We start from the raw sequence: 18,513 nt of genomic DNA on the forward strand, positions 1-18,513 counted from the left end.
AATGGGCCAATTCAGTCCGGCATGATCCATTCTGCGTTCGTGACGAGGACCTTTTCCACCACTTCAGGGCCAAAGCGTTGAACCTTGTCGAACATGTTCGCGATCGGATCCTTGCCGCCCTCGAAATGCGGATAGTCGGTCGCGCTGCAGATAACGTCGGCCATGAAGGGATAGGTTTCCAGATAGCGGTCCACCGGCTCGAAATCGAACGGCGCGACGCGCACGTTGCGGCGGATGTATTCGGAAGGCTTCATCGTCAGCGCGCTGGTGAAGCGGGTCTTGAACTGGTCAACCCAGCCGTCCAGGCTCTCGGCCAGCGGACCCAGCCAGCCCGCGGAATATTCCATGATGCCGCAGCGCAGATCGGGGAACCGCTCGAAGACCGCGCCGAGAACGAGGCTGGTCAGATAGTTCTGCACGGCTAGGTTCGATGTCGCCATGCTGTAAGGGTCGATCGGAATCTCGGTCGGCACGGTATTGTTCGAGGCGAACAGCGGCGCATCGGTCCAGGCGGTCGTCTCGCGACGGAAGGCGATATCGCCGCCAACGTGGAACAGGGCCGCGGTGCGCGTGTCCGAAAGCAGCTTCCACAGCGCGTCGTTGTCCGGATGGGCTGGCGACTTGCCGCCGATCGGCGAGCCGGCGGGAATGGCGATGGCGCGCACGCCATTGTCGATCATGCGCTTCGTTTCGGCGAGCGCAGCATCGAGATCGTCAGTCAGCACCGTCGCCACGGGACGCAGGCGGGGCGAAATGGCAGCCGTGCGAATGCACCAGTCGTTGTGAGCCTTCAGCACCGCCTGGCCGAATTCCATCGCCGACGGCATGGTCTCGTCGTCGCCCGCCTCTTCATATTGATTGGTGAGCAGATCACCGCCCACCGCCGCCATCTGATGACCGTAGATCGCCATCACCGACCCGAACAGCAGGCAATCCCGGACGCCCATAACATCCATGACCTCAAGCCGCTTTTCCATGTCAAACGCGCCGACGGCGAAGCAACCGGCGCCCCATGAGTCGCCGATGCTGTCCGGCGAGACGGCACGGGCATCCTCATCGACGTCGACCGAAAACGAATTAGGCACCTTTTTCGACTGGCCTTCCTGAAAGACCTTCACGAGCGGCGCGACTACAGGTCCGAATTCCCTGACCCAGACGCTGGCCGGGTACATCTCGTGCGAGTCGGTGTCGCGAATGCGGCCATGGAGCCGTTGGAAGATCATGTCCTGCGATGCGTCCCTGCCGTTTGCAGCGAGTTGATCAGGCATCATTAGCTCCTTTCCCACGACCTCCCGGCCGCACACAATTTATTGACAGCTAAATTACCCGTTCCCCCGAACTTCGGCAATGCGCGCTCGCGTCAGGCCATATCGCGGGAAGCGCGGAAAAACGCAGTTTGAGCACCAGAGACCATTGGATTCCCGCGGGTTAGATACGCGCGTGCGCATAGTTGCGGCCATTCGAGGTTTGGCACGATCCCAACATATCGTGGCGGTCACGGCACATTTTCGCAACCCCTCGGGCCCGCCGTTCCGTGCCTCGTCTCGAGCCATCCAGTCGCTGCGCAGGGGATGCGGTATCCAGGATTCGTCGATATCGACCTCCAATATTGATTGCCATATCAATATAGCTGCGATAGCGTGCCCGCAAATAACAACAGCAACGGGGGAAGCGATGCATCGCGGACTGAAATTGTGCATCTGGTCGGGACCGGCAGGATTTGGCCTCTTTGGGATCGGGTTGATCGCCTTCGCCCATTTCCTTCCACCTCCGCCACCTACGCTCGGCATGGATCAGGTGGCTGAACTCTATCGCAACAATGCCCTCGGCATTCGCCTCGGCGCGATATTGATGATGTTCGGCGCATCGATGTTCGGCCCGTTCTTCGCGGCCACTTCGGCCTTCATGTGGCGCATGGAGCCTCGGGCCGAGAAGCCATACACCTGGACCCAGGCGATGAATGGCACGGTCATCGTCGCGTGCTTCTTCCTGGGCGGCCTATTGCTTGCGATCACTGCCTACCGGCCTGATCGCGCGCCCGAATTGACTTATCTGATGAATGACATTTCGTGGATTGTATTCATCCTGGCGGCGCCGCCGGCGGTGTTCCAGTCGGTCGCGATCGGACTGGCCGTGCTGGCCGATCCGAACAAGCTGCTGCCGCGCTGGATGGGTTATTTCACGCTGTGGGTCGCGGTGATCTTTGCACCGGTCATCCTCGGCGTCTTGTTCAAGAGCGGCCCCTTTGCCTGGAACGGCCTGTTCAGCTTCTGGCTTGGCGCCGGCATCGTGGGCGTCTGGGCCAATATCCTGGCTTTCCAGATGCTCGGGGCAATCAAGTCGGGGCGCTGGACACAGGTATTAGAGCAGTAGGGCAAAATGCACGGCTCCCACACCGAGGCCGCCCGGCCCCAAGTCAGCAGGCAAAGGCACATGCCCGGTGAAGAAGGCGTTTGGCTGTTCATCTTCGGGGACATGCTCTTCTTCGCCGTGTTCTTCGTGACCTTCAACTACTACCGGGCCCACGACGTGGCGCTCTACACCCGCTCGCAACTGCAACTGAACCAAGCGCTCGGTCTTGCCAATACGCTCATCCTGCTGACGAGCAGCTGGTGCGTGGTCCAATCCCTGCGCGCGTTTCGCAGTGAGCGGATCGCTACGAGCAAATACCTGCTGGCGGGAGCCGGGGTGCTGGGCATGGCATTTATCGTTTCGAAGGCGATCGAATGGAGCGACAAGTTCCGGCACGGCATCACTGTCGAAACCAATGAATTCTTCATGTTCTACTTCATGTTCACGGGGATACACCTGATCCACGTGATCATCGGGCTGGGCGTGCTGGCCTACCTGTACCGGACGGTCGGCGCGCGATCCTCTCACGCGGCCAGGCTGGTCACGCTGGAAGGCGGCGCTGCCTTCTGGCACCTCGTCGATATGTTGTGGGTCGTGCTTTTCGCGCTGCTCTACCTGATGCGCTAAGGTCCATACAATGCAATCTCTCGTCGCAAACCGCGCTACACTGATCTGGCTCGGACTGGTCGTAGCCACTTGCCTGTCGGTGGAGTTGTTCAAAGGCCTACCCGGGCTCAACGCGCCCTATGTCGGCGGGATGGCGGTCACGGCCATCGCCTTCCTGAAGACGCGCTTCATCCTGCTCGATTTCATGGAGCTGCGCCACGCTCCGCGCCCGATGCGCCTCTTCGCCGAATGCTGGTGGATCGCCATCGGCGCCATCGTTATTGCAACATTCCGCACGAACTTCTTCGGCCTGTAACGAAAATGAGCCGATAAGCTTTTGGCTTATCGGCTCATTTTCTTACCATCCCATTTCCGCGTTCAACTGCGGATGACCGCGGAATAATCGACCTTCAGATCCTCCATGATGCGGATAGCCACCGGACGTCCGCCGCCGGTCATGCCGCCGCCCGGATGCATTGTGGGACCGGTCAGATAGAGCCCTTCCGCACCCGGCACGCGATATTGCGAGAGTTCCGGGATCGGGCGCGCACCCATCATCTGGTAAAGGAACATCGCGATGCCGTTCAGGTCGCCGTTCTGGAAGGAGGGGCTGTGTCGCATCATGTCCAGCGGTGAATCCACATGACGGGCAATGATGTTCTCCGGCGTCAGGTTGGATATATAGCCGCCCAGCCATTCGATGATCCGGTCGGCGCGTTCTTCCTTGATACCGTCCCACCCCTCGATCCCGCCATCGGCAAGCTTGCCCGGCGCAAGCGCGAAGACGTAGAGCGTGTGCCGGCCTTCGGGCGCGCGCGTGGGGTCGAAATTGGTGTGGCAGGACACACAGGCGATCGGCCGCTCGTTGAGCCTGCCGAGCTTCATCGCTTCCATGTACTCACGGAAGGACATCAGTTCGGTGTCATCCATCAGATTGATGTAGAGGCAATCGTCCGGTTGTTGCCCGGCTTTCCAGATCGGCTTCTCACGCAACGCACAGTTGATGCGCAGCCCGCCGAAATCGCTGAGTTGTACCGCACCGGCTTTTGCGACCAGCGCGGGATCGAGGCCATCGACCATGTCTCCCAGCAGATGCGGGTGAATGGTGGCTACCACTGCCCGGCGCGCGGTAAGCACTTCGCCGCTGTCCAGTTCCACCGACCTGGCGACACCGCCCGAATTGATGATCCGCTTGACCTTCACGCCCAGCCGGATTTCGCCGCCATAATGCTCGATGCAGCGGATCATCGACAGCGACAGCGACAGCATGCCGCCCTCCGGCACGCCCGGAGGCGCTTCGTGCGAAAGGCCGATCAGATAGAGCATCGCGATGCCAGTGGTCTTCTGTTCGGGCGAGCAAGTCAGCCCTTCCGCCACCCATTTGAGCAGATGGAGCTGCACCTTGGGATGTTCGAAGCGCTCGACGACGATGTCCTGCGCGCTCTTGAGGAACATGAGCAGGAGATCATTTCCGCCCGGCATGTTGCCAAGCATGCCAAGGAACCCGGCGAACGGCAGCGGCGGCCTCGCCATGGACATGTTGATCATGGGCATGATGCCGCTCATGAACTGCACCATCTCGCGATAGGCTGCGGCATCCTTTGCCGAATAGCGCGCGATATCGGCGCAGGTCCGGTCGAGGTCGGCATAGCACGCCAGCGTGGTACCATCGCCGAAGACGCTCATGAAGCTGATCTCGGGGTGGATGAACCTGAGGCCGAATTTCGACTTCAGCTCCAGTTCGTCGGCGGTGAGGATCGGATGCCCCTGCAGATGGACGACGCCTGTTGCATGGGTATCATGCACATAGCCTTCCATGCCCAGGCTTTCGGAGATCGCGCCGCCGCCAGGCACCGCGTTCTTTTCAAGCACCAGGGTCTTGAGGCCGCAGCGCTGCAGATAGGCTGCTGCGCCGAGCGAATTGTGCCCGGCGCCCACGACGATCACGTCGAATTCACTGTCAGACATGTTTGTCTCCGGTTCGGCGATATGCCGGTTATTGACGTTTTTACTCCCGGAAGATGAACGTCAGGAGGAACAGGAACATCCTGGGCGTCAGCATCTTCAGGAGCGAGCGGGCCTCCTTCGGCGTCAGGACGCAAGTGATCGGCATTGATCCCAGGATCTCCCCCTTGATGACCATGTTGCTCTCGTCGCGCGAGAGGGATGCCACCTGCATGAGCGTGGTGCCGTCAAGGTTCAGTAATTTCATCGCCATCGTTTCAAGCTGCCTCTTTCGTACTTCGCGTCGTTGCTATAGTGAAATTTATTCAGATTCAATTCGCGTTGGAAGAAAGCACGGTTGCCGCCGTGACACGGCGGATCGGCAGGGAGAAAGTCATGGCAAGCGATCCGGACGAACGCGGCGGCGGCCGGCGCCGCACGCCCAGACAGCGTCGTTCCCGCGCCACGGTCGACTGGATCAAGCAGGCCACGTTGGAAATCGCGGCAACCGAGGGTTTTGGCGCGGTGACCACGGTGCGCGTCGCCGAACGCGCCGGCGTGAGCGTGGGCTCGCTCTACCAGTACTTCGCGACCCGCGAGGCAATCCTCATGGCGCTCTATGAGGACACCTCGATCCGGTTCGCCACATCCATGAGGAAGCTGGTCGGCGATGTGCTCGAAATGCCGGTGGAAGACGCGGTGCGCTATGGCGCCACGAGTATCCTCGCGGGCTATGCGCAGAACAAGCTGGTCCTCCTCGATCTTATCGACGCCATGCCCGAACTTCACCTTGAATGGCATCCGGTGTCCTACGAGAATATCGTGCGCGGCGCGGTCAAGGCCTTCGTCGCCAACACGATCGGATCCGTCACGCCCAGCGCGCTCGACAGAGCGGTCTTCTTCACCGAGCGGGTCATGATGGACAGCATCCGCGCCTATCTGCGCGCACCGCCGCCCAACCTTTCGAAGCGGGCTCTGATCGACGATATCGCACTGATGCTCGGGCAATACCTCGCGATGTTTGCGACGCGGGAACTCCGGAACAATCCCTCCCCGGCATAGCCAGCGCCGTGCCGGGGGGAAAGATCGATGTCCCGTCGCAGGGTTCGATTTCAATTGGTCTTGGGCTTCACCAATTGAACCAACGTGGCCGCATCCATCGGTACCGTCGCTTGCTGATGCACGATCCACCACCGGCCATCGGTTTTTTCCCAGGTGTCGGTCGTGAGAATCTTCATCGAGAAGGGTCTGCCGGCGGCATCCTTGCCGGTGAATTGCTGGATATAAGCCGCATAACCCATATCGCCCCGGGCATGGACCTTCATATCGCCAAAGGCAACCTTACCGCCGGGATATTCGCTGGCGATATCGTCAGCGCGCCGGATCGCGGCTTCTCCCGCGAAGACGCCCGGTTCCAGGACGTCGAACAGGATCATGTCAGGCGAGAGATAAGGATGAATGATCGTCGGATCTTTTTGATATTCAGGCGAATTGTAGATCGCCTCCATCTTTCGTTCAGCCGCCGTGATCTCAGCCGCGGGATCGCTTTGCGGCGCCGGCTTGGGAGAGGCGGCACCCAGGAGCCCCCCGGCCATCAGCGCCGCGCCCACGACAAACATCTTTCGCACCATCGCCATTTCACCTCTCCCGTTCCGCGGCATCGGCACCGCTTTATGGTAAAATTTTCAGCCACTTTATTTCATCGGTGATACAACCGCATCTCCACGCTCCCCGGGGACGGCACCGCGCGGCCAACGTTCAGGCGCTTGCTGGAATTCGGCCCACTCCCGCGCATAGCGCTCCATGAAATAAGGATATTCTTCGCGCAGGCGCTCGTCGCCGACGCGGCCGGTCCGCATCATGTAGTCGAACACAAGTTGCGGCGCGGTCATGCCGCCGATCCGCGTGTGGATATGCTCGTACCAGTCGATGCTGGCCTCTGCGGCGGCGACCAGCTTGTTCTTTGCTGGCTCGCGTTGTTCACGGAACAAGGCTAGTCCCCGCGCGAAATCGCCGCCCGCGTCTTCAAGCGCGGAACACAGGGCAATCGAATCCTCCATCGCGATCCGGGTGCCGGAGCCGATGGAGGGATGCGCGCTGTGCAGGGCGTCCCCGATCAGCACGCGGTTTTCGACATTCCAGTTGCGGACCCGGATGACCGGCAGGCTCGCCCAGATCGAGCGGTTGGAAATGAGCGGCTTGCCATCGAGTTCCTCTGCGAAGATCCCTTCGGCGATCGAGGTCCGCTCGTCGTCACTCATCCCCGAGAGGCTGGTCTCCCAAGTCTCGGCATCGCATTCGGCGACGAACGTGCCCATCGTCTCGCTATAGGCATAGCCCACGCACCAGAACTGCCCCAGCTCGGTTTTGCGGAAAGACAGGATCGGATACGGAAAGTGAGCGCGCGTGCCGTACCAGGCCAGTTTGTTGGTCAAGACATGCGTCGTGGTGCCGAAGGCCTCGTCCTGCGCGCGGCGCACCGCGCTGTTGACCCCGTCGGCGCCGACGATCAGGTCGGCTCCGTCGAACTCGCCCCCATTCATGCGCGTCTCGTAACGGATCTCGACACCGGCGCGTTCGCAGCAATCCTCAAGGATTTCAAGCAGGCGAAGCCGTGCGATCGCGCCGCCATATCCACCACCGTCGATGAAGATTCGCTCGCCGTTCAGGGCAAGCACCCGATGCCGCGAAACATAGCAGGCATCCATCAGCATCCGGTAGCTTTCCGCATCCGCCGCGAGCAGGCGATTGAGCCCGCGCTCCGCGAGGACGATCCCGAAGCCATAAGTAGCGCCCCTGGGATTCTGCTCGTAGACCGTCACCCGTGCGCCCAGCCGCTTGCGCGCCAGCAGCGCGAAATAGAGCCCCGAAGGCCCGCCCCCATTGACGACTATCTGCATACTCAAGCGATCGTTCCCATGCTCGTACGCCAGCCCTGCACGGCCTTCAGCGCACCCTTTCGCCGGTTCGGCCAGAAGCATCTCTCGGGACACTCCCGGCCGGCCGCTGGGTGACCAGCCAAGGCTTCGCGAAGATGCTGCACCGCTCCACCATCGTCAACAAAAATGTCATTCCTATTAATTACGCCGCCACATCCGTCCCCCTTCCGCAATGTCGCGACGCGACGCGAAAAACGCGGCGAGTAAATAATATCACTGTCAATTGCCTTGCCCGCGTACGCGCTTCTGGCTATTCCGACGGCTCAGCGCACGCAAAGCGCGGCGCTTTCAATCGAACAGAACGGCGCGGCGCATGCCCGACGAAGCGAGGAGGCAGGCTGAAATGGCAGACCCGACCACGTCCGTATCCATCCCGGATCTCTCGGACATCGAATCGGAATTCAAGGGCGAGATTCTGCGTCCCGGAACCCCGGCCTTCGGCGAATCCCGCTATATCTTCAATACGCGCTGGGTCGGCCGCGATCCGGCGCTGATCGTCAAGCCGAAGAACACCGAGGAAGTGGCCAGCGTTATGCGCTACGCCTCCGCGCGCGGGATCCCGGTCGGCATCCGCAGCGGCGGCGGCCACGGCGTCGACGGCTCGGCGATGCCCGAAGGGCAACTCGTCATCGATCTTTCGGCCTTCAAGGACATCGAATTCGATCTCGAAACGCTTCAGGTGACCCTGGGGCCCGGCGTCGTCCTGGGTGAAATGGACACGGCGAGCGAGGCGCATGGTCTAGTGGTGCCCGCCGGCACGGTGAGCAACACCGGCGTTGCCGGCCTGGCGCTGGGCGGCGGCGTGGGCTACAACATGCGCCGCTTCGGCGCGACGGTGGACAGCATGCTGAGCTGCGAGGTCGTAACCGCCGATGGCCGCGTCGTGACCGCTAGCAAGACCGAAAACCCTGACCTGTTCTGGGCCCTGCGCGGCGCTGGCCACAACTATGGCGTCGTTACGTCCCTCACCTTCCAGGCCCACAAGGCGGGTCCGATTGTCGGCGGCGGCGCGGTGATCTACCATCTGGAAGATGCCCCTGCCGTTCTCAAGAAGCTGCGCGAATACATGAAGACGGCTCCGCGCGAGCTCAGCATGATCGCTGCACTTGTTCCGACGCCGCCCATGCCCGGCGTTCCCGAGGAATATTATGGCGTCGTCAAGATGTCGCTATTGACCGTCTATACCGGCGATCTCGCGAACCTGGACAGTGTCGTGGGCGAATTGGCGGCGCTTGGCACACCAGCCGCTGTCGCCGTGCAGCCGATGCCCTGGCACATCGTCAACAGCATCTTGGACGAAGCCGCACCCTACGGCCGAAGGGTACACACCCGCGGCGGCTATTTCGAAGCCCTCACTGACGAGATCATCGAAATCACCACCTCGCGCGCGGCCATTGCACCTCCGCCGGAAGTGCCGGGGCCGAGCACCGTGCAGAACATCTGGTTCATGGGCGGCGCCATCTCGGAGGATTTCGACGAGGATTCGGTATCCTTCTCTCGCGAGGGGGCCGGAATATTCTGGGAAAGCGTCGCCCAATGGGACAGCCCTGAGAATGACGACACGTTTGCTGCCTGGGTCGATGGCAACGGAGACACGCTGCAGCCACTGATGCTCGGCAACGGATACTGCAATCTCACCACCGATCGCGGTCCGGAGTGGCTGAGCAGGCTTTACGGCAAGCCCGCCAAGTGGGAACGCCTGGTCGATCTCAAGACGAAGTGGGATCCGCAGAACCTGTTCCGCTTCAACAAGAACATCAAGCCGAAGGGAGCATGAGCATGGCCGCTCCGCTCAAGATCGAACTTTACACCGATGTCATCTGCCCATGGTGCGCCATCGGCAGTCACCGGCTCGACAAAGTGCTGGCCGAACGCTTCGAGGGGCTGAGCGTGGAAATCCAGCACCATCCCGTGCTGCTGATGCCCGACACGCCGCGTGAGGGCCGCGACGTGGCGGCCTATTTTACCCAGCGTTTCGGCAAGTTCGACGCCGCCTCCTTCTATGAGCGGCCCGAAGCGGAAGCGCGCAGATCCGGCCTGGGGCTGGACCTTGCGCGCCAGCCGCGCATTGCCAACACCATCGCGGCGCACACGCTGATCAGGGGCGCCCGCCCGCTCGGCACCGAACACCGGCTCGCGGTCGCGCTCGGTCTCACGCATTTCGTCGAAATCAGGGATATCGCCGATCCGGAGGTGCTTGCGGATATCGGCGCCGCACACGGTTTCGATCGTGCGCAGGCCCTGGCGCTGGTCCGCTCCGAAGCGGAACTCGCCAAGACCCTTGCCGAAGCTCAGGCCGCGTCAGCGCGCGGAATCAGCGGCGTTCCCCATTTCATCTTCGGCGGCGGCATCGCCATCGCCGGCGGCCAGAGCGAAGACGCCCTGGCCGAGGCCATCACCGCCGCGCTTGCCGCGCAGGGTGTGGAAGAACGGGCGGGATAAGCAAACCCTGGGGGCGAGGGCCTTGGGTCCTCGCCCCTGATCGGGACAGGTCAAACCGGCTGCTGAACCGGCACGACTAAGAGTTCCGACACATTGACATGCTCGGGCGCCTGAATCGCGTAGAGCACGGCGTCCGCGATATCGGCGCCATCCAGGAATTTGATCATCTGGCTGAAGGCCCTGACCTGCTCGGCCTGTTGGGGATCTCCCGTCTTTTCGCCGAGTTCGGTCGCGACCAGGCCGGGCTGGATGCAGGTCACGCGGATGTTGTGCTTCGGGCCGATCTCGGTACGCAGCCCCTCGGTGAAGGCATTGACGGCGAATTTTGTGGCGGAATAGACGGTCAGGCCGGGGGCGATGTTGACCCTGCGACCCGCGATCGAGGATGTGTTGAGGATGTGACCGGAACGCTGCTTGATCATGTGCGGGAGAACGGCCGCCGTGGCATTCAGCACACCCCGAAAGTTGATGTCGATCGTCCGGTTCCAGTCATCGATCCTCAGCTCGTCGATCTGGGACATGGGCATGACCCCGGCATTGTTGAACAACACGTCGACCGCGCCATAGGCTTCCGCCAGCTTCGCAACGCCGGAGTTGACCGATGCGGCATCGGCGACGTCCATTTCGATAACGAGCGCCTCGCCGCCGCTTTCGGCGATTCGCGCATTCAATGCTTCCAGCCGACCGACGCGGCGGGCGGCAATGCCGACCTTCATGCCCGCTGCTGCCAGCTTGATAGCGGCAGCCTCGCCGATACCGCTCGAAGCGCCGGTGATCAGCGCGACTTTTCCTGCGATGTCCGTCATGCCTTAATTCCCTCTTGATGGTGGTGCCGGGCGGGAGAGCCCGCCGCTTCAAGCGATGGAAACGGCCGACAGCTCCCGATGCCTTTGCTCAATACCGATCCGTTCCGTCCGGCAGGTAGCCCGATCCTACCGAAATCTTGCCCGATAATCCGAGATGGCAAGTTGAGACGTGCACCGGAAAGCATGCCTGCTATGGTCATCCTTGAAGAAGGATATCGCTGAAATGCAGTTTAACTCTGCCAAAGAGGACGATCGGCGCCGCGCCGCAACCGCATCTGTCAGAGCTGATCTGGCGGGAACTATTGCCCGATTGCTTGGTAATGAGGATGATTTGGCTACGACGATTCCCGGACTGCTGATCATGCGCCGCCATGCGCCGGAACCACCCGCATCCTTTGTTTTCGAGCCCAGCCTTTCGATGATCGTGCAGGGCAGCAAGCGTGTGCTGCTCGGCGATGCGGCCTATCGCTATAATGAATCGCGCTTCCTGCTGACCACGGTGAACCTGCCGACCATTGCACAGGTTCTGGAGGCGAGCCCGGAACGGCCATACATTTCCGCTCTCCTCAAGCTAGATCTTGTCGCGGCGAAGAAGATGATTGCCGATATCGACTTGGCCGATCCCGATGCCGCGCCGAACGGGTCAGGCATGGCGACAGCACCGGCGGGCCCGGAGCTCTTCGACGCACTGGCCCGGCTGATCAGACTGCTCGACAGCCCCACCGACATCCCGATCCTTGGCGCGCTCATCCAGCGCGAGATCCTCTATCGCGTGCTGACAGGTCCGGCCGGCGGACGACTTCGACAGATCGTCCACCTCGGAACCCAGGGCAACCGCATTGCCCGTGCCATAGCCTGGCTGCGTGACAACTACGCGCGGCCGCTGCGCATCGGTGTTCTGGCGGACGTAACGGGCATGGGCGTCTCAACACTGCACCACCACTTCCGCCTGATGACGGCCATGAGCCCTCTGCAATTCCAGAAGCACTTGCGCCTGCACGAAGCGCGGCGACTGATGCTGAGCGAAGAACTTGACGCGGGCAATGCGGCGCTCAGGGTCGGATATGAAAGCGCCACTCAGTTCAGCCGCGAATACCGCCGGTTGTTCGGCGCACCGCCGATGCGCGACGTAAAAACGTTGCGCCTGAACCATGCGGTACAGCCACCCGATGCGGCGCGGGCCGCCGCACAATCCTGACGTCGAAACGGGCAATTGCGACACCCACCTCAACTGGCATGATATGCAAACTATTTGGCGTTCTACGCCAAAGATATGCCTTGCGCGGAAGTCGCGCGCGGCACACTATCACAGTCGACAAAACACACGGCAACATGGGCTTCATGCCCGGGCGTTCGGATTGAGCCAGAGCCTGCCGCGCGAGGAGAGAAGCATTGGCGGGCGATAAATCGGGTCAGAGTAATGTCGATCGTCGTTCAGTCCTGGCGCTAGGCGGCGCAGGGCTGGTAGCGGCGTCGTTTTCGGCTTCGACCGAAGCGGGCGCCAAGGACGCGCGCGGCTTCGACCAGGAAGTCGACATTATCTGCGTCGGTTCGGGGGCCGCCGGACTGGCCGCGGCGGTGACCGCCACCGCCAACGGCGACAAGGTCATCGTCATCGACAAGCAACCGATCGCCGGTGGCACCACGCTCAAGTCCGGCGCCGCCGCCTGGCTGCCCGGCAACAGCATGATGAAAGCCGCCGCCGGACAGACTGATGATGAAGACGCGTGCATACGGTACATGTGCCGCTTTGCCTATCCGCGCCAATATGCGCCCGACCTGCCCGACTATGGGGTCGGTCCCGAGCGCATGGCCCTGTTGAGGGCATTCTATCGCAACGCAGCCCTGGTCGAGGACCGGCTGCGCAAGCTCGGCGCGCTCGACCTTGTCACTTTCGAGATTCCCGGCTCCACCACGGTGGCGACGGACTACGCGCCGGGACTACCCGAGAACAAGGGCATTCGCGGACGCACGATGTGGGCCAAGCCGATGCCGGACGGCACTTTCGGCGGCCCCGCGATGATCGCCCGGATGACCGGCTGGCTGGAAAAGCAAGGCGTACCAGTCCTCACAGGGCATGAAGCGACCGCGCTGATCATGGCACAGGGCCGCGCCACGGGCCTTGAAGTAAAGACCGCGGACAGCACCATCCGGCTGGGTGCGCGCAAGGGCGTGATCTTCGCCTCCGGCGGGTTCGCTCATTCGGAGACGCTGCTGCGCCTGCATCAACCGCCCGTGCTGGGTTCCTGCGCAATGCCATCGTCGACGGGCGATTTCATTCCGATCGCCGAAGCGGTTGGTGCCGCCATGGGCACGCTCTCCACCGCCTGGCGCATGCAGGTGGTGCTCGAAGAAGCCATGGCTAATCGCGTGCTCGCACAAGGCGTATTCATTCCGCCAGGCGATGCCATGCTTGAAGTGAACCGGCTCGGCAAGCGCGCCGTAAACGAAAAGCGCCACTATAGTGATCGCACCCAGGTGCATTTCGAATACAGCCTGACTAACGACGATTACCCCAATGACGTCATGATCATGATCTTCGACCAGCGGGGGATCGACATCTACGGCGGCGCCTATCCCATTCCGGAAAAAGCCGGCGACTCGCCCTACATCATTACCGGGAACACGCTGGCCGATCTGGCGAGCGCCATCGCCGCCCGGATGGCCACGCTCAAGACCATCATCGGCGAGGCACCGCTCGCAAGCGATTTCGCGGCAAACCTCGAGGCGAGCGTTGCCCGCTTCAACCAGTTCGCCCGGACCGGCGTGGATGAGGATTTCGCACGCGGCAGCAATCCGCACGAGGCCGAATGGATGCCCTTCTTTTCTCCACGTCGCGCGGGTGCCCCGCCCGCCGATAAAGAACAGCGATATCCCAATTCTGTGCTGCACCCACTCACCGACAACGGCCCATATTACGCAATCCTCCTCGGCCCTGGCGCACTTGACACTTGCGGCGGTCCGCTCACCGACGCCGAGGCGCGTATCCTTGACAGCAAGGGCAAACCGATACCGGGTCTGTTCGGCGCCGGGAACTGCATCTCCAGCCCCACCGGCGGACAGTATTTCGGCGGCGGCGGCACGATCGGCCCCGCGCTGACGTTTGCCTACATCGCAGCGAACAGCGCCCATGTCTAAGCGCGCGCCCGTCCTTGGCCTGCTGGCCATGTTGGTCTGTGTCGGCGGCACGGCGGCGATGCCGGCCGCCAAATCGCCGACCGCTGCCTCCTTCTCGAAGGATGTGCTGCCGATCTTCCAGCGGCGCTGCGTGGCCTGCCATGTCACCGGCAGCGAACCCGGTGGTATGTCGCTGGCGCCCGGCCTGGCTTATGCCCAGCTTGTCGGCAAAGCCTCGACCGAGTCCGCCTTGCCCCGTGTAAAGGCCGGCAAGCCCGACGCGAGCTATCTGCTGCACAAGTTGCAGGGCACGCAGGCCAGCGTCGGGGGCAAGGGCGCGCGCATGCCGTTTGGCGGACCATATCTCGACGATGCCTCGATCGCCAAAATCCGCGCGTGGATCGCCGCGGGGGCGCCGAAGAACTGAAAAAATGATGGATAAGGAGCAGGATCGATGAACAAGACGCTACTCATCTCGATGTCCAATGTCATCTCGCCGGAGAAGGACGAGGAATTCAACACCTGGTTCAACGAGGTACACGGCCCCGAGGCGATCGCCCTGCCTGGCTTCCGGTCGTTCACCCGCTACCGGGTAGCGAGCCAGGTCGTGCCGCCCGCCGAAAAGCCGACGTACCAATATTTCGCGATCTACGAGGTCGATGATGCCGAACGCTGCGCCAAGGCGCTGCTGGACGCCGCGCCGAATCTGAGCATGATCGACGCCCTCGACATGCCCACGGCCATGGGTCTCATGTGCGAGGAAATCTACACTACTCGCAAGGATCGCCGTGAGGAGAACAAGGTGGTTGCGCGGCGGCTGATCGAAACGCTCGGCGCTCTCGACACCCAGGGTTTCCTTGACTGCCTCGCCGACGACGTGGTGTTCGAAACCCCAGGCCAGTTCGCGCTTGCCGGCAGCAAGACCAAGACCGATCTCGCCAAGGAATTTCCGGCGATGCGCGATGTCATTCCCGGCGGGCTCAAGTTCACCATCGACACCATCACTGCCGAGGATGACAGGGTGCACGTGGAGCTTTCGGGAGAGTCGAAGACTGTCGACGGCCGCGATTACAACAACAAATATCACTACGCGATGATCATTCGCGACGGCAAGGTCGTGCGCTTCCGGGACTATCTCGACTCCGATCTGGCCATGAAGGTGTTAGGCCAATCGTTCGAAGAACATGGTGCAACCTATTTCGGCCGAGACGACGAGAAGAACGCGCAGGCCAACGCTCCGGCCTGAGCCCGGCCGGGCTGATAAAGGATCGGGCTGCGGCACACACCACTGCGCGGCGGCCCCGATGGATACGTGCTCAGCGCGCCCATAAACATGTCGCGGAGAGGATCAGGACATGGAATACAGCTTTCTCGGCAAGTCGGGACTTGAAGTTTCGCGCTTGTCATTTGGCGCGGCAACCTTTGGATTTCCGACGTCGGCGGACGTCGCCGTGGGCAATATCGGAGTCGTCGAGACCAAAGAGGCATGTCGCCTGATCGGGTTGTGCCGCGACGCCGGCGTGACCTATTTCGATACGGCCGACGTCTATTCGACCGGCGATTCTGAGAAGATCCTCGGCGAGGCCCTTAAGCCGTATCGCAAGGATATCGCCCTGGGCACCAAAACGACGATGCCAATGGGAACCGGGTCTTTCGACCGCGGCGCCTCGCGGCGGCATATCGTGCAATCGTGCGAGGACAGCCTGCGCCGGCTCGGGACCGACTGGATCGACCTTTTTCAGCTCCATTACCCCGACTACTTGGTGCCGGCGGAGGAGACGATGCGCGCGCTCGACGATCTCGTGCGCGACGGCAAGGTGCGGTACGTCGGTTGCTCGAACTATTCGGGCTGGCACATGATGCGGTCCCTGGCGGCCTCGGACACGCTGGGGATCGAGCGCTTCGTCTCGCATCAGATGTGCTATTCGCTGATCGACCGCGATGCCGAAAACGAGCTGATCCCGGCCGCACTCGACCAGGGCGTCGGCCTCATGGCCTGGGGACCGCTGTCCGGCGGTTTCCTCAGCGGCAAGTATCGGCGCGGAGAGCCACTGCCCAAGGGATCACGATTCGAAGCGCTGCCGAACTATCCCCCGCCGGCCAATCCGGAACTGGCTTACAATGTGCTCGACGTCCTGCGTGAGATCGCCGAGAAGCGGGAAAGAACCGTGGGCGACGTCGCGCTGAACTGGGTGCTGCGTCGCCCCTGGATCGACACCTTAATCCTTGGCGCGCGTACCGAGCAGCAGCTCGTGGCCAATCTCAAGGCGATGGAATGGTCGCTCGGCGAGGACGAATTCAATTCGCTCGAGAAAGCCAGCCAGACGCCCCTGCCCTATCCCAATCGCATCCAGCGCATGATCAACGCGGACCGCACGCCGCCGATACCGGCCTATCGGCCCTGACCGCGCGAAACAATGCGGGTGGAACAACAAGGATCAAGATCAGGGAGCGAACCAATGGGAAGGCTTGAAGGCAAGATCGCGATCGTCACCGGGGGTGGCAGCGGCATGGGCGCGTCCCACTGCCGGCGCTTCGTTCGCGAAGGCGCCAAGGTGATCTGCACGGACATCAATGTGAAGGGCGGACGCGCCGTGGCGGACGAACTTGGCGAGGCCTGCCTTTTCGTCGAGCATGACGTTGCCGATGGCGAAAGCTGGCGCAACGTCTGCGAAGAGGCGGAGCGTGTCGGCCCGGTCTCGATCCTCGTCAACAATGCGGGCGTCGTGGCCGAGAACACCTTCACCGAGGTCAGCGATGCGGAATACAACCGCGTCATCGCGATAAACCAAACCGGCGTGTTTCTCGGTTGCCGCGCCGTGGTGCCCCTGATGGAAAGGGCCGGCGGCGGCTCGATCGTCAACATCTCCTCGGTAGCGGGCCTGTGCGGCTTCCCCAAGGGCGTGGTCTACTGCACCTCGAAATTCGCCGTCAGGGGCCTTTCCAAGGCGCTCGCGGTGGAAGTGGCCAAGCTCAACATTCGCGTGAACTCGGTCCACCCCGGGGTCATACGCACGCCCATGGCGTCGGCAGCGGACACACCGGGCCTGGTGGAACCGCTGATCCCGATGGGACGTATCGGCGAGCCGGAGGAACTGACCAACCTCGTGCTGTTCCTCGCCTCGGACGAGGCGAGTTATTGCACCGGGGCCGAATTCATCGCCGATGGCGGACTTTCCGCGCCCTAGGGAGATTGGAACGGGATGCTTTCCTTGCTAGAATGGGGCTGAGAGGAGGCCCCGATGTCCGAACCCGTTCGGGCGGTAGCGGAAAGTAACCGCAAGGTAATGGCGCGAAATTCCGGCAGCCCTTTCGAGGCGCGCGCACTCATGCCTGTAGCGCATCTGTTCGAAGAACGTGATATCGCCTTGCTCCCTCCCCGCGCGAGGGCGGCGTTGTCATCCATCCGCGTTGCTTTCGAACAGAACGAAGGCAACCGGCAGCGAACCTGCATTTCCTGGGCCGGCGATTGGTGGTTCACCACAATCGAAGGGCGCGGTGTGATCGAGACCAGGGTCGATCGAAATGCCGGACCGGAACTGGACTACGCCCTGCTTGCCATATCCCTGAGCGGGCGCAACCGTCCAGACGGCAATCATGGCGGCTGGCCGCGGCCCGGAGAAATGGCGCTGATGCGCTGGACAGCGCCCAGCAAGGTCATTTCCTCCGGCGAATACCGCTATCTCATCGCGCATATCCCGATACCGGACATTGAGGCCGCGCTGGGCGATACGAGGGCGGTGGTGTTCGGGCGGCGCCTTTCCGCCTACGTCGGGGCTGGTGCCGCGCTCCATGCGGCTATTCGCGGAATAGCCGAGCAGGCCCGCCTCGACGCCGCCCGGCAGAGTCTTGCGGGGATCCTGCCTGATATGGCGCGCCTGATCGTCACCGCCTTCAACCAAAGCAGTGAAGCCCACTTGCAACTGACGGATTCCCCCGACCGATCGGGGCAAGTGCTAGCCTACATGGAAGCCAATCTGGATGATCCGTCGCTCAATGCGGACAAGGTGGCCGCGGGATGCGGCCTGTCCAAACGCCAACTGTTTCGTCTGTTCGAAGGCGGGGAAAGCCTTGCCGCCTCGATGAAGCGGCTGCGTATCGAAAAGGCGCGCGACACGCTGATCCTCCATCCCCGCCTGCCGGTTTCAGAGGTCGCCCGGCTGGTGGGGTTCGTCAGCACGTCACAGCTATCCCGCGCCTTTCGCGAACATGTCGGCTGCTCGCCCCGGCACTACCGGATGCACGAAGCACAGGCCCGCACCAGCCAAGATTGACCGGCTGGTGGCCGGCACACGCCCCCGGTCATC

Annotated in this window: 19 protein-coding genes; 13 read left to right on the forward strand and 6 right to left on the reverse strand. The window is 62.2% G+C overall.

Annotated elements, in window-relative coordinates:
* Positions 1 to 11 precede the first annotated feature (11 nt).
* On the reverse strand, positions 12 to 1,268 hold the full coding sequence (locus RUH75_RS03980) for an amidohydrolase family protein (RefSeq protein WP_313802402.1): 1,257 nt from the start codon (positions 1,266 to 1,268) through the stop codon (positions 12 to 14).
* Between the two features lie 529 nt (positions 1,269 to 1,797).
* Here RUH75_RS03980 and RUH75_RS03985 point away from each other — a divergent pair.
* Genes RUH75_RS03985 through RUH75_RS03995 form a run of 3 tightly spaced genes read left to right on the forward strand, consistent with a single transcriptional unit; the run spans position 1,798 to position 3,274 of the window.
* Entirely contained in the window at positions 1,798 to 2,373 is a 576-nt protein-coding gene (locus tag RUH75_RS03985; RefSeq protein WP_313802404.1) for a hypothetical protein, read from the forward strand.
* Positions 2,374 to 2,433: 60 nt separating this feature from the next.
* The gene (locus RUH75_RS03990) at positions 2,434 to 2,979 is read left to right on the forward strand and encodes a cytochrome c oxidase subunit 3 (protein ID WP_313802406.1); all 546 of its coding nucleotides are present in this window, start codon (positions 2,434 to 2,436) and stop codon (positions 2,977 to 2,979) included.
* A 10-nt stretch (positions 2,980 to 2,989) separates the two neighbouring features.
* Entirely contained in the window at positions 2,990 to 3,274 is a 285-nt protein-coding gene (locus RUH75_RS03995) for a cytochrome C oxidase subunit IV family protein (RefSeq protein ID WP_313802408.1), read from the forward strand.
* A 62-nt stretch (positions 3,275 to 3,336) separates the two neighbouring features.
* Here RUH75_RS03995 and RUH75_RS04000 read toward each other — a convergent pair whose 3' ends face one another.
* Together RUH75_RS04000 and RUH75_RS04005 are read right to left on the reverse strand one after the other, a co-directional pair.
* Positions 3,337 to 4,926 (reverse strand): NAD(P)/FAD-dependent oxidoreductase, encoded by a 1,590-nt coding sequence (locus RUH75_RS04000; protein WP_313802410.1) that lies wholly within the window; start codon positions 4,924 to 4,926, stop codon positions 3,337 to 3,339.
* 40 nt (positions 4,927 to 4,966) lie between these two features.
* On the reverse strand, positions 4,967 to 5,176 hold the full coding sequence (locus RUH75_RS04005; protein WP_313802412.1) for a hypothetical protein: 210 nt from the start codon (positions 5,174 to 5,176) through the stop codon (positions 4,967 to 4,969).
* A gap of 122 nt (positions 5,177 to 5,298) precedes the next feature.
* Here RUH75_RS04005 and RUH75_RS04010 point away from each other — a divergent pair, with 122 nt between their 5' ends.
* Complete coding sequence (locus RUH75_RS04010; protein ID WP_313802414.1) at positions 5,299 to 5,964, forward strand: TetR/AcrR family transcriptional regulator; 666 nt, start codon at positions 5,299 to 5,301, stop codon at positions 5,962 to 5,964.
* A 50-nt stretch (positions 5,965 to 6,014) separates the two neighbouring features.
* On the opposite strand, the gene RUH75_RS04015 is transcribed toward RUH75_RS04010, so the two are convergent.
* Positions 6,015 to 6,539, reverse strand: a complete 525-nt coding sequence (locus RUH75_RS04015) for a YybH family protein (RefSeq protein WP_313802416.1) — start codon at positions 6,537 to 6,539, stop codon at positions 6,015 to 6,017.
* Positions 6,540 to 6,596: 57 nt separating this feature from the next.
* Positions 6,597 to 7,883, reverse strand: coding sequence for an FAD-dependent monooxygenase (locus RUH75_RS04020; RefSeq protein WP_313802418.1), 1,287 nt, complete (start codon positions 7,881 to 7,883; stop codon positions 6,597 to 6,599).
* Between the two features lie 271 nt (positions 7,884 to 8,154).
* Between RUH75_RS04020 and RUH75_RS04025 the strand changes: the two genes are divergently transcribed.
* Together RUH75_RS04025 and RUH75_RS04030 are read left to right on the forward strand one after the other, a co-directional pair.
* The gene (locus RUH75_RS04025; protein WP_313802420.1) at positions 8,155 to 9,618 is read left to right on the forward strand and encodes an FAD-binding oxidoreductase; all 1,464 of its coding nucleotides are present in this window, start codon (positions 8,155 to 8,157) and stop codon (positions 9,616 to 9,618) included.
* A 2-nt stretch (positions 9,619 to 9,620) separates the two neighbouring features.
* On the forward strand, positions 9,621 to 10,283 hold the full coding sequence (locus tag RUH75_RS04030; protein WP_313802422.1) for a DsbA family oxidoreductase: 663 nt from the start codon (positions 9,621 to 9,623) through the stop codon (positions 10,281 to 10,283).
* Positions 10,284 to 10,333: 50 nt separating this feature from the next.
* Here the strand turns inward: RUH75_RS04030 and RUH75_RS04035 are convergent, their stop codons facing one another.
* Positions 10,334 to 11,089, reverse strand: a complete 756-nt coding sequence (locus RUH75_RS04035; RefSeq protein ID WP_313802424.1) for an SDR family oxidoreductase — start codon at positions 11,087 to 11,089, stop codon at positions 10,334 to 10,336.
* Between the two features lie 202 nt (positions 11,090 to 11,291).
* Here RUH75_RS04035 and RUH75_RS04040 point away from each other — a divergent pair, with 202 nt between their 5' ends.
* The 7 genes from RUH75_RS04040 to RUH75_RS04070 all read left to right on the forward strand — a co-directional run bounded on the left by RUH75_RS04040 (position 11,292) and on the right by RUH75_RS04070 (position 18,480).
* Positions 11,292 to 12,287, forward strand: a complete 996-nt coding sequence (locus RUH75_RS04040) for an AraC family transcriptional regulator (protein ID WP_313802426.1) — start codon at positions 11,292 to 11,294, stop codon at positions 12,285 to 12,287.
* A gap of 194 nt (positions 12,288 to 12,481) precedes the next feature.
* On the forward strand, positions 12,482 to 14,227 hold the full coding sequence (locus RUH75_RS04045; protein ID WP_313802428.1) for an FAD-dependent oxidoreductase: 1,746 nt from the start codon (positions 12,482 to 12,484) through the stop codon (positions 14,225 to 14,227).
* Positions 14,220 to 14,633 (forward strand): hypothetical protein, encoded by a 414-nt coding sequence (locus RUH75_RS04050; protein WP_313802430.1) that lies wholly within the window; start codon positions 14,220 to 14,222, stop codon positions 14,631 to 14,633. The genes RUH75_RS04045 and RUH75_RS04050 overlap by 8 nt, the downstream gene beginning before the upstream one ends.
* 27 nt (positions 14,634 to 14,660) lie before the next feature.
* The gene (locus RUH75_RS04055) at positions 14,661 to 15,452 is read left to right on the forward strand and encodes a nuclear transport factor 2 family protein (protein WP_313802432.1); all 792 of its coding nucleotides are present in this window, start codon (positions 14,661 to 14,663) and stop codon (positions 15,450 to 15,452) included.
* Positions 15,453 to 15,561: 109 nt separating this feature from the next.
* Entirely contained in the window at positions 15,562 to 16,611 is a 1,050-nt protein-coding gene (locus tag RUH75_RS04060; protein ID WP_313802434.1) for an aldo/keto reductase, read from the forward strand.
* A 54-nt stretch (positions 16,612 to 16,665) separates the two neighbouring features.
* Entirely contained in the window at positions 16,666 to 17,394 is a 729-nt protein-coding gene (locus tag RUH75_RS04065) for a glucose 1-dehydrogenase (protein WP_313802436.1), read from the forward strand.
* Positions 17,395 to 17,448: 54 nt separating this feature from the next.
* Complete coding sequence (locus RUH75_RS04070; RefSeq protein ID WP_313802438.1) at positions 17,449 to 18,480, forward strand: AraC family transcriptional regulator; 1,032 nt, start codon at positions 17,449 to 17,451, stop codon at positions 18,478 to 18,480.
* Positions 18,481 to 18,513: the final 33 nt, after the last annotated feature.

Source organism: Sphingobium sp. (assembly GCF_032153725.1).
GTDB lineage: Bacteria > Pseudomonadota > Alphaproteobacteria > Sphingomonadales > Sphingomonadaceae > Sphingobium.

Excerpts from the sequence above, each read along its gene's own strand:
- RUH75_RS04070 (WP_313802438.1), top strand. The coding sequence starts at position 17,449 with ATGTCCGAACCCGTTCGGGCGGTAGCGGAAAGTAACCGCAAGGTAATG.
- RUH75_RS04000 (WP_313802410.1), bottom strand. The coding sequence starts at position 4,926 with ATGTCTGACAGTGAATTCGACGTGATCGTCGTGGGCGCCGGGCACAAT.
- RUH75_RS04025 (WP_313802420.1), top strand. The coding sequence starts at position 8,155 with ATGCCCGACGAAGCGAGGAGGCAGGCTGAAATGGCAGACCCGACCACG.
- RUH75_RS04020 (WP_313802418.1), bottom strand. The coding sequence starts at position 7,883 with ATGCTTCTGGCCGAACCGGCGAAAGGGTGCGCTGAAGGCCGTGCAGGG.
- RUH75_RS04005 (WP_313802412.1), bottom strand. The coding sequence starts at position 5,176 with ATGGCGATGAAATTACTGAACCTTGACGGCACCACGCTCATGCAGGTG.
- RUH75_RS03980 (WP_313802402.1), bottom strand. The coding sequence starts at position 1,268 with ATGCCTGATCAACTCGCTGCAAACGGCAGGGACGCATCGCAGGACATG.
- RUH75_RS04055 (WP_313802432.1), top strand. The coding sequence starts at position 14,661 with ATGAACAAGACGCTACTCATCTCGATGTCCAATGTCATCTCGCCGGAG.
- RUH75_RS04030 (WP_313802422.1), top strand. The coding sequence starts at position 9,621 with ATGGCCGCTCCGCTCAAGATCGAACTTTACACCGATGTCATCTGCCCA.
- RUH75_RS04015 (WP_313802416.1), bottom strand. The coding sequence starts at position 6,539 with ATGGCGATGGTGCGAAAGATGTTTGTCGTGGGCGCGGCGCTGATGGCC.
- RUH75_RS04065 (WP_313802436.1), top strand. The coding sequence starts at position 16,666 with ATGGGAAGGCTTGAAGGCAAGATCGCGATCGTCACCGGGGGTGGCAGC.
- RUH75_RS03995 (WP_313802408.1), top strand. The coding sequence starts at position 2,990 with ATGCAATCTCTCGTCGCAAACCGCGCTACACTGATCTGGCTCGGACTG.
- RUH75_RS04060 (WP_313802434.1), top strand. The coding sequence starts at position 15,562 with ATGGAATACAGCTTTCTCGGCAAGTCGGGACTTGAAGTTTCGCGCTTG.
- RUH75_RS04050 (WP_313802430.1), top strand. The coding sequence starts at position 14,220 with ATGTCTAAGCGCGCGCCCGTCCTTGGCCTGCTGGCCATGTTGGTCTGT.
- RUH75_RS03990 (WP_313802406.1), top strand. The coding sequence starts at position 2,434 with ATGCCCGGTGAAGAAGGCGTTTGGCTGTTCATCTTCGGGGACATGCTC.
- RUH75_RS04035 (WP_313802424.1), bottom strand. The coding sequence starts at position 11,089 with ATGACGGACATCGCAGGAAAAGTCGCGCTGATCACCGGCGCTTCGAGC.
- RUH75_RS04010 (WP_313802414.1), top strand. The coding sequence starts at position 5,299 with ATGGCAAGCGATCCGGACGAACGCGGCGGCGGCCGGCGCCGCACGCCC.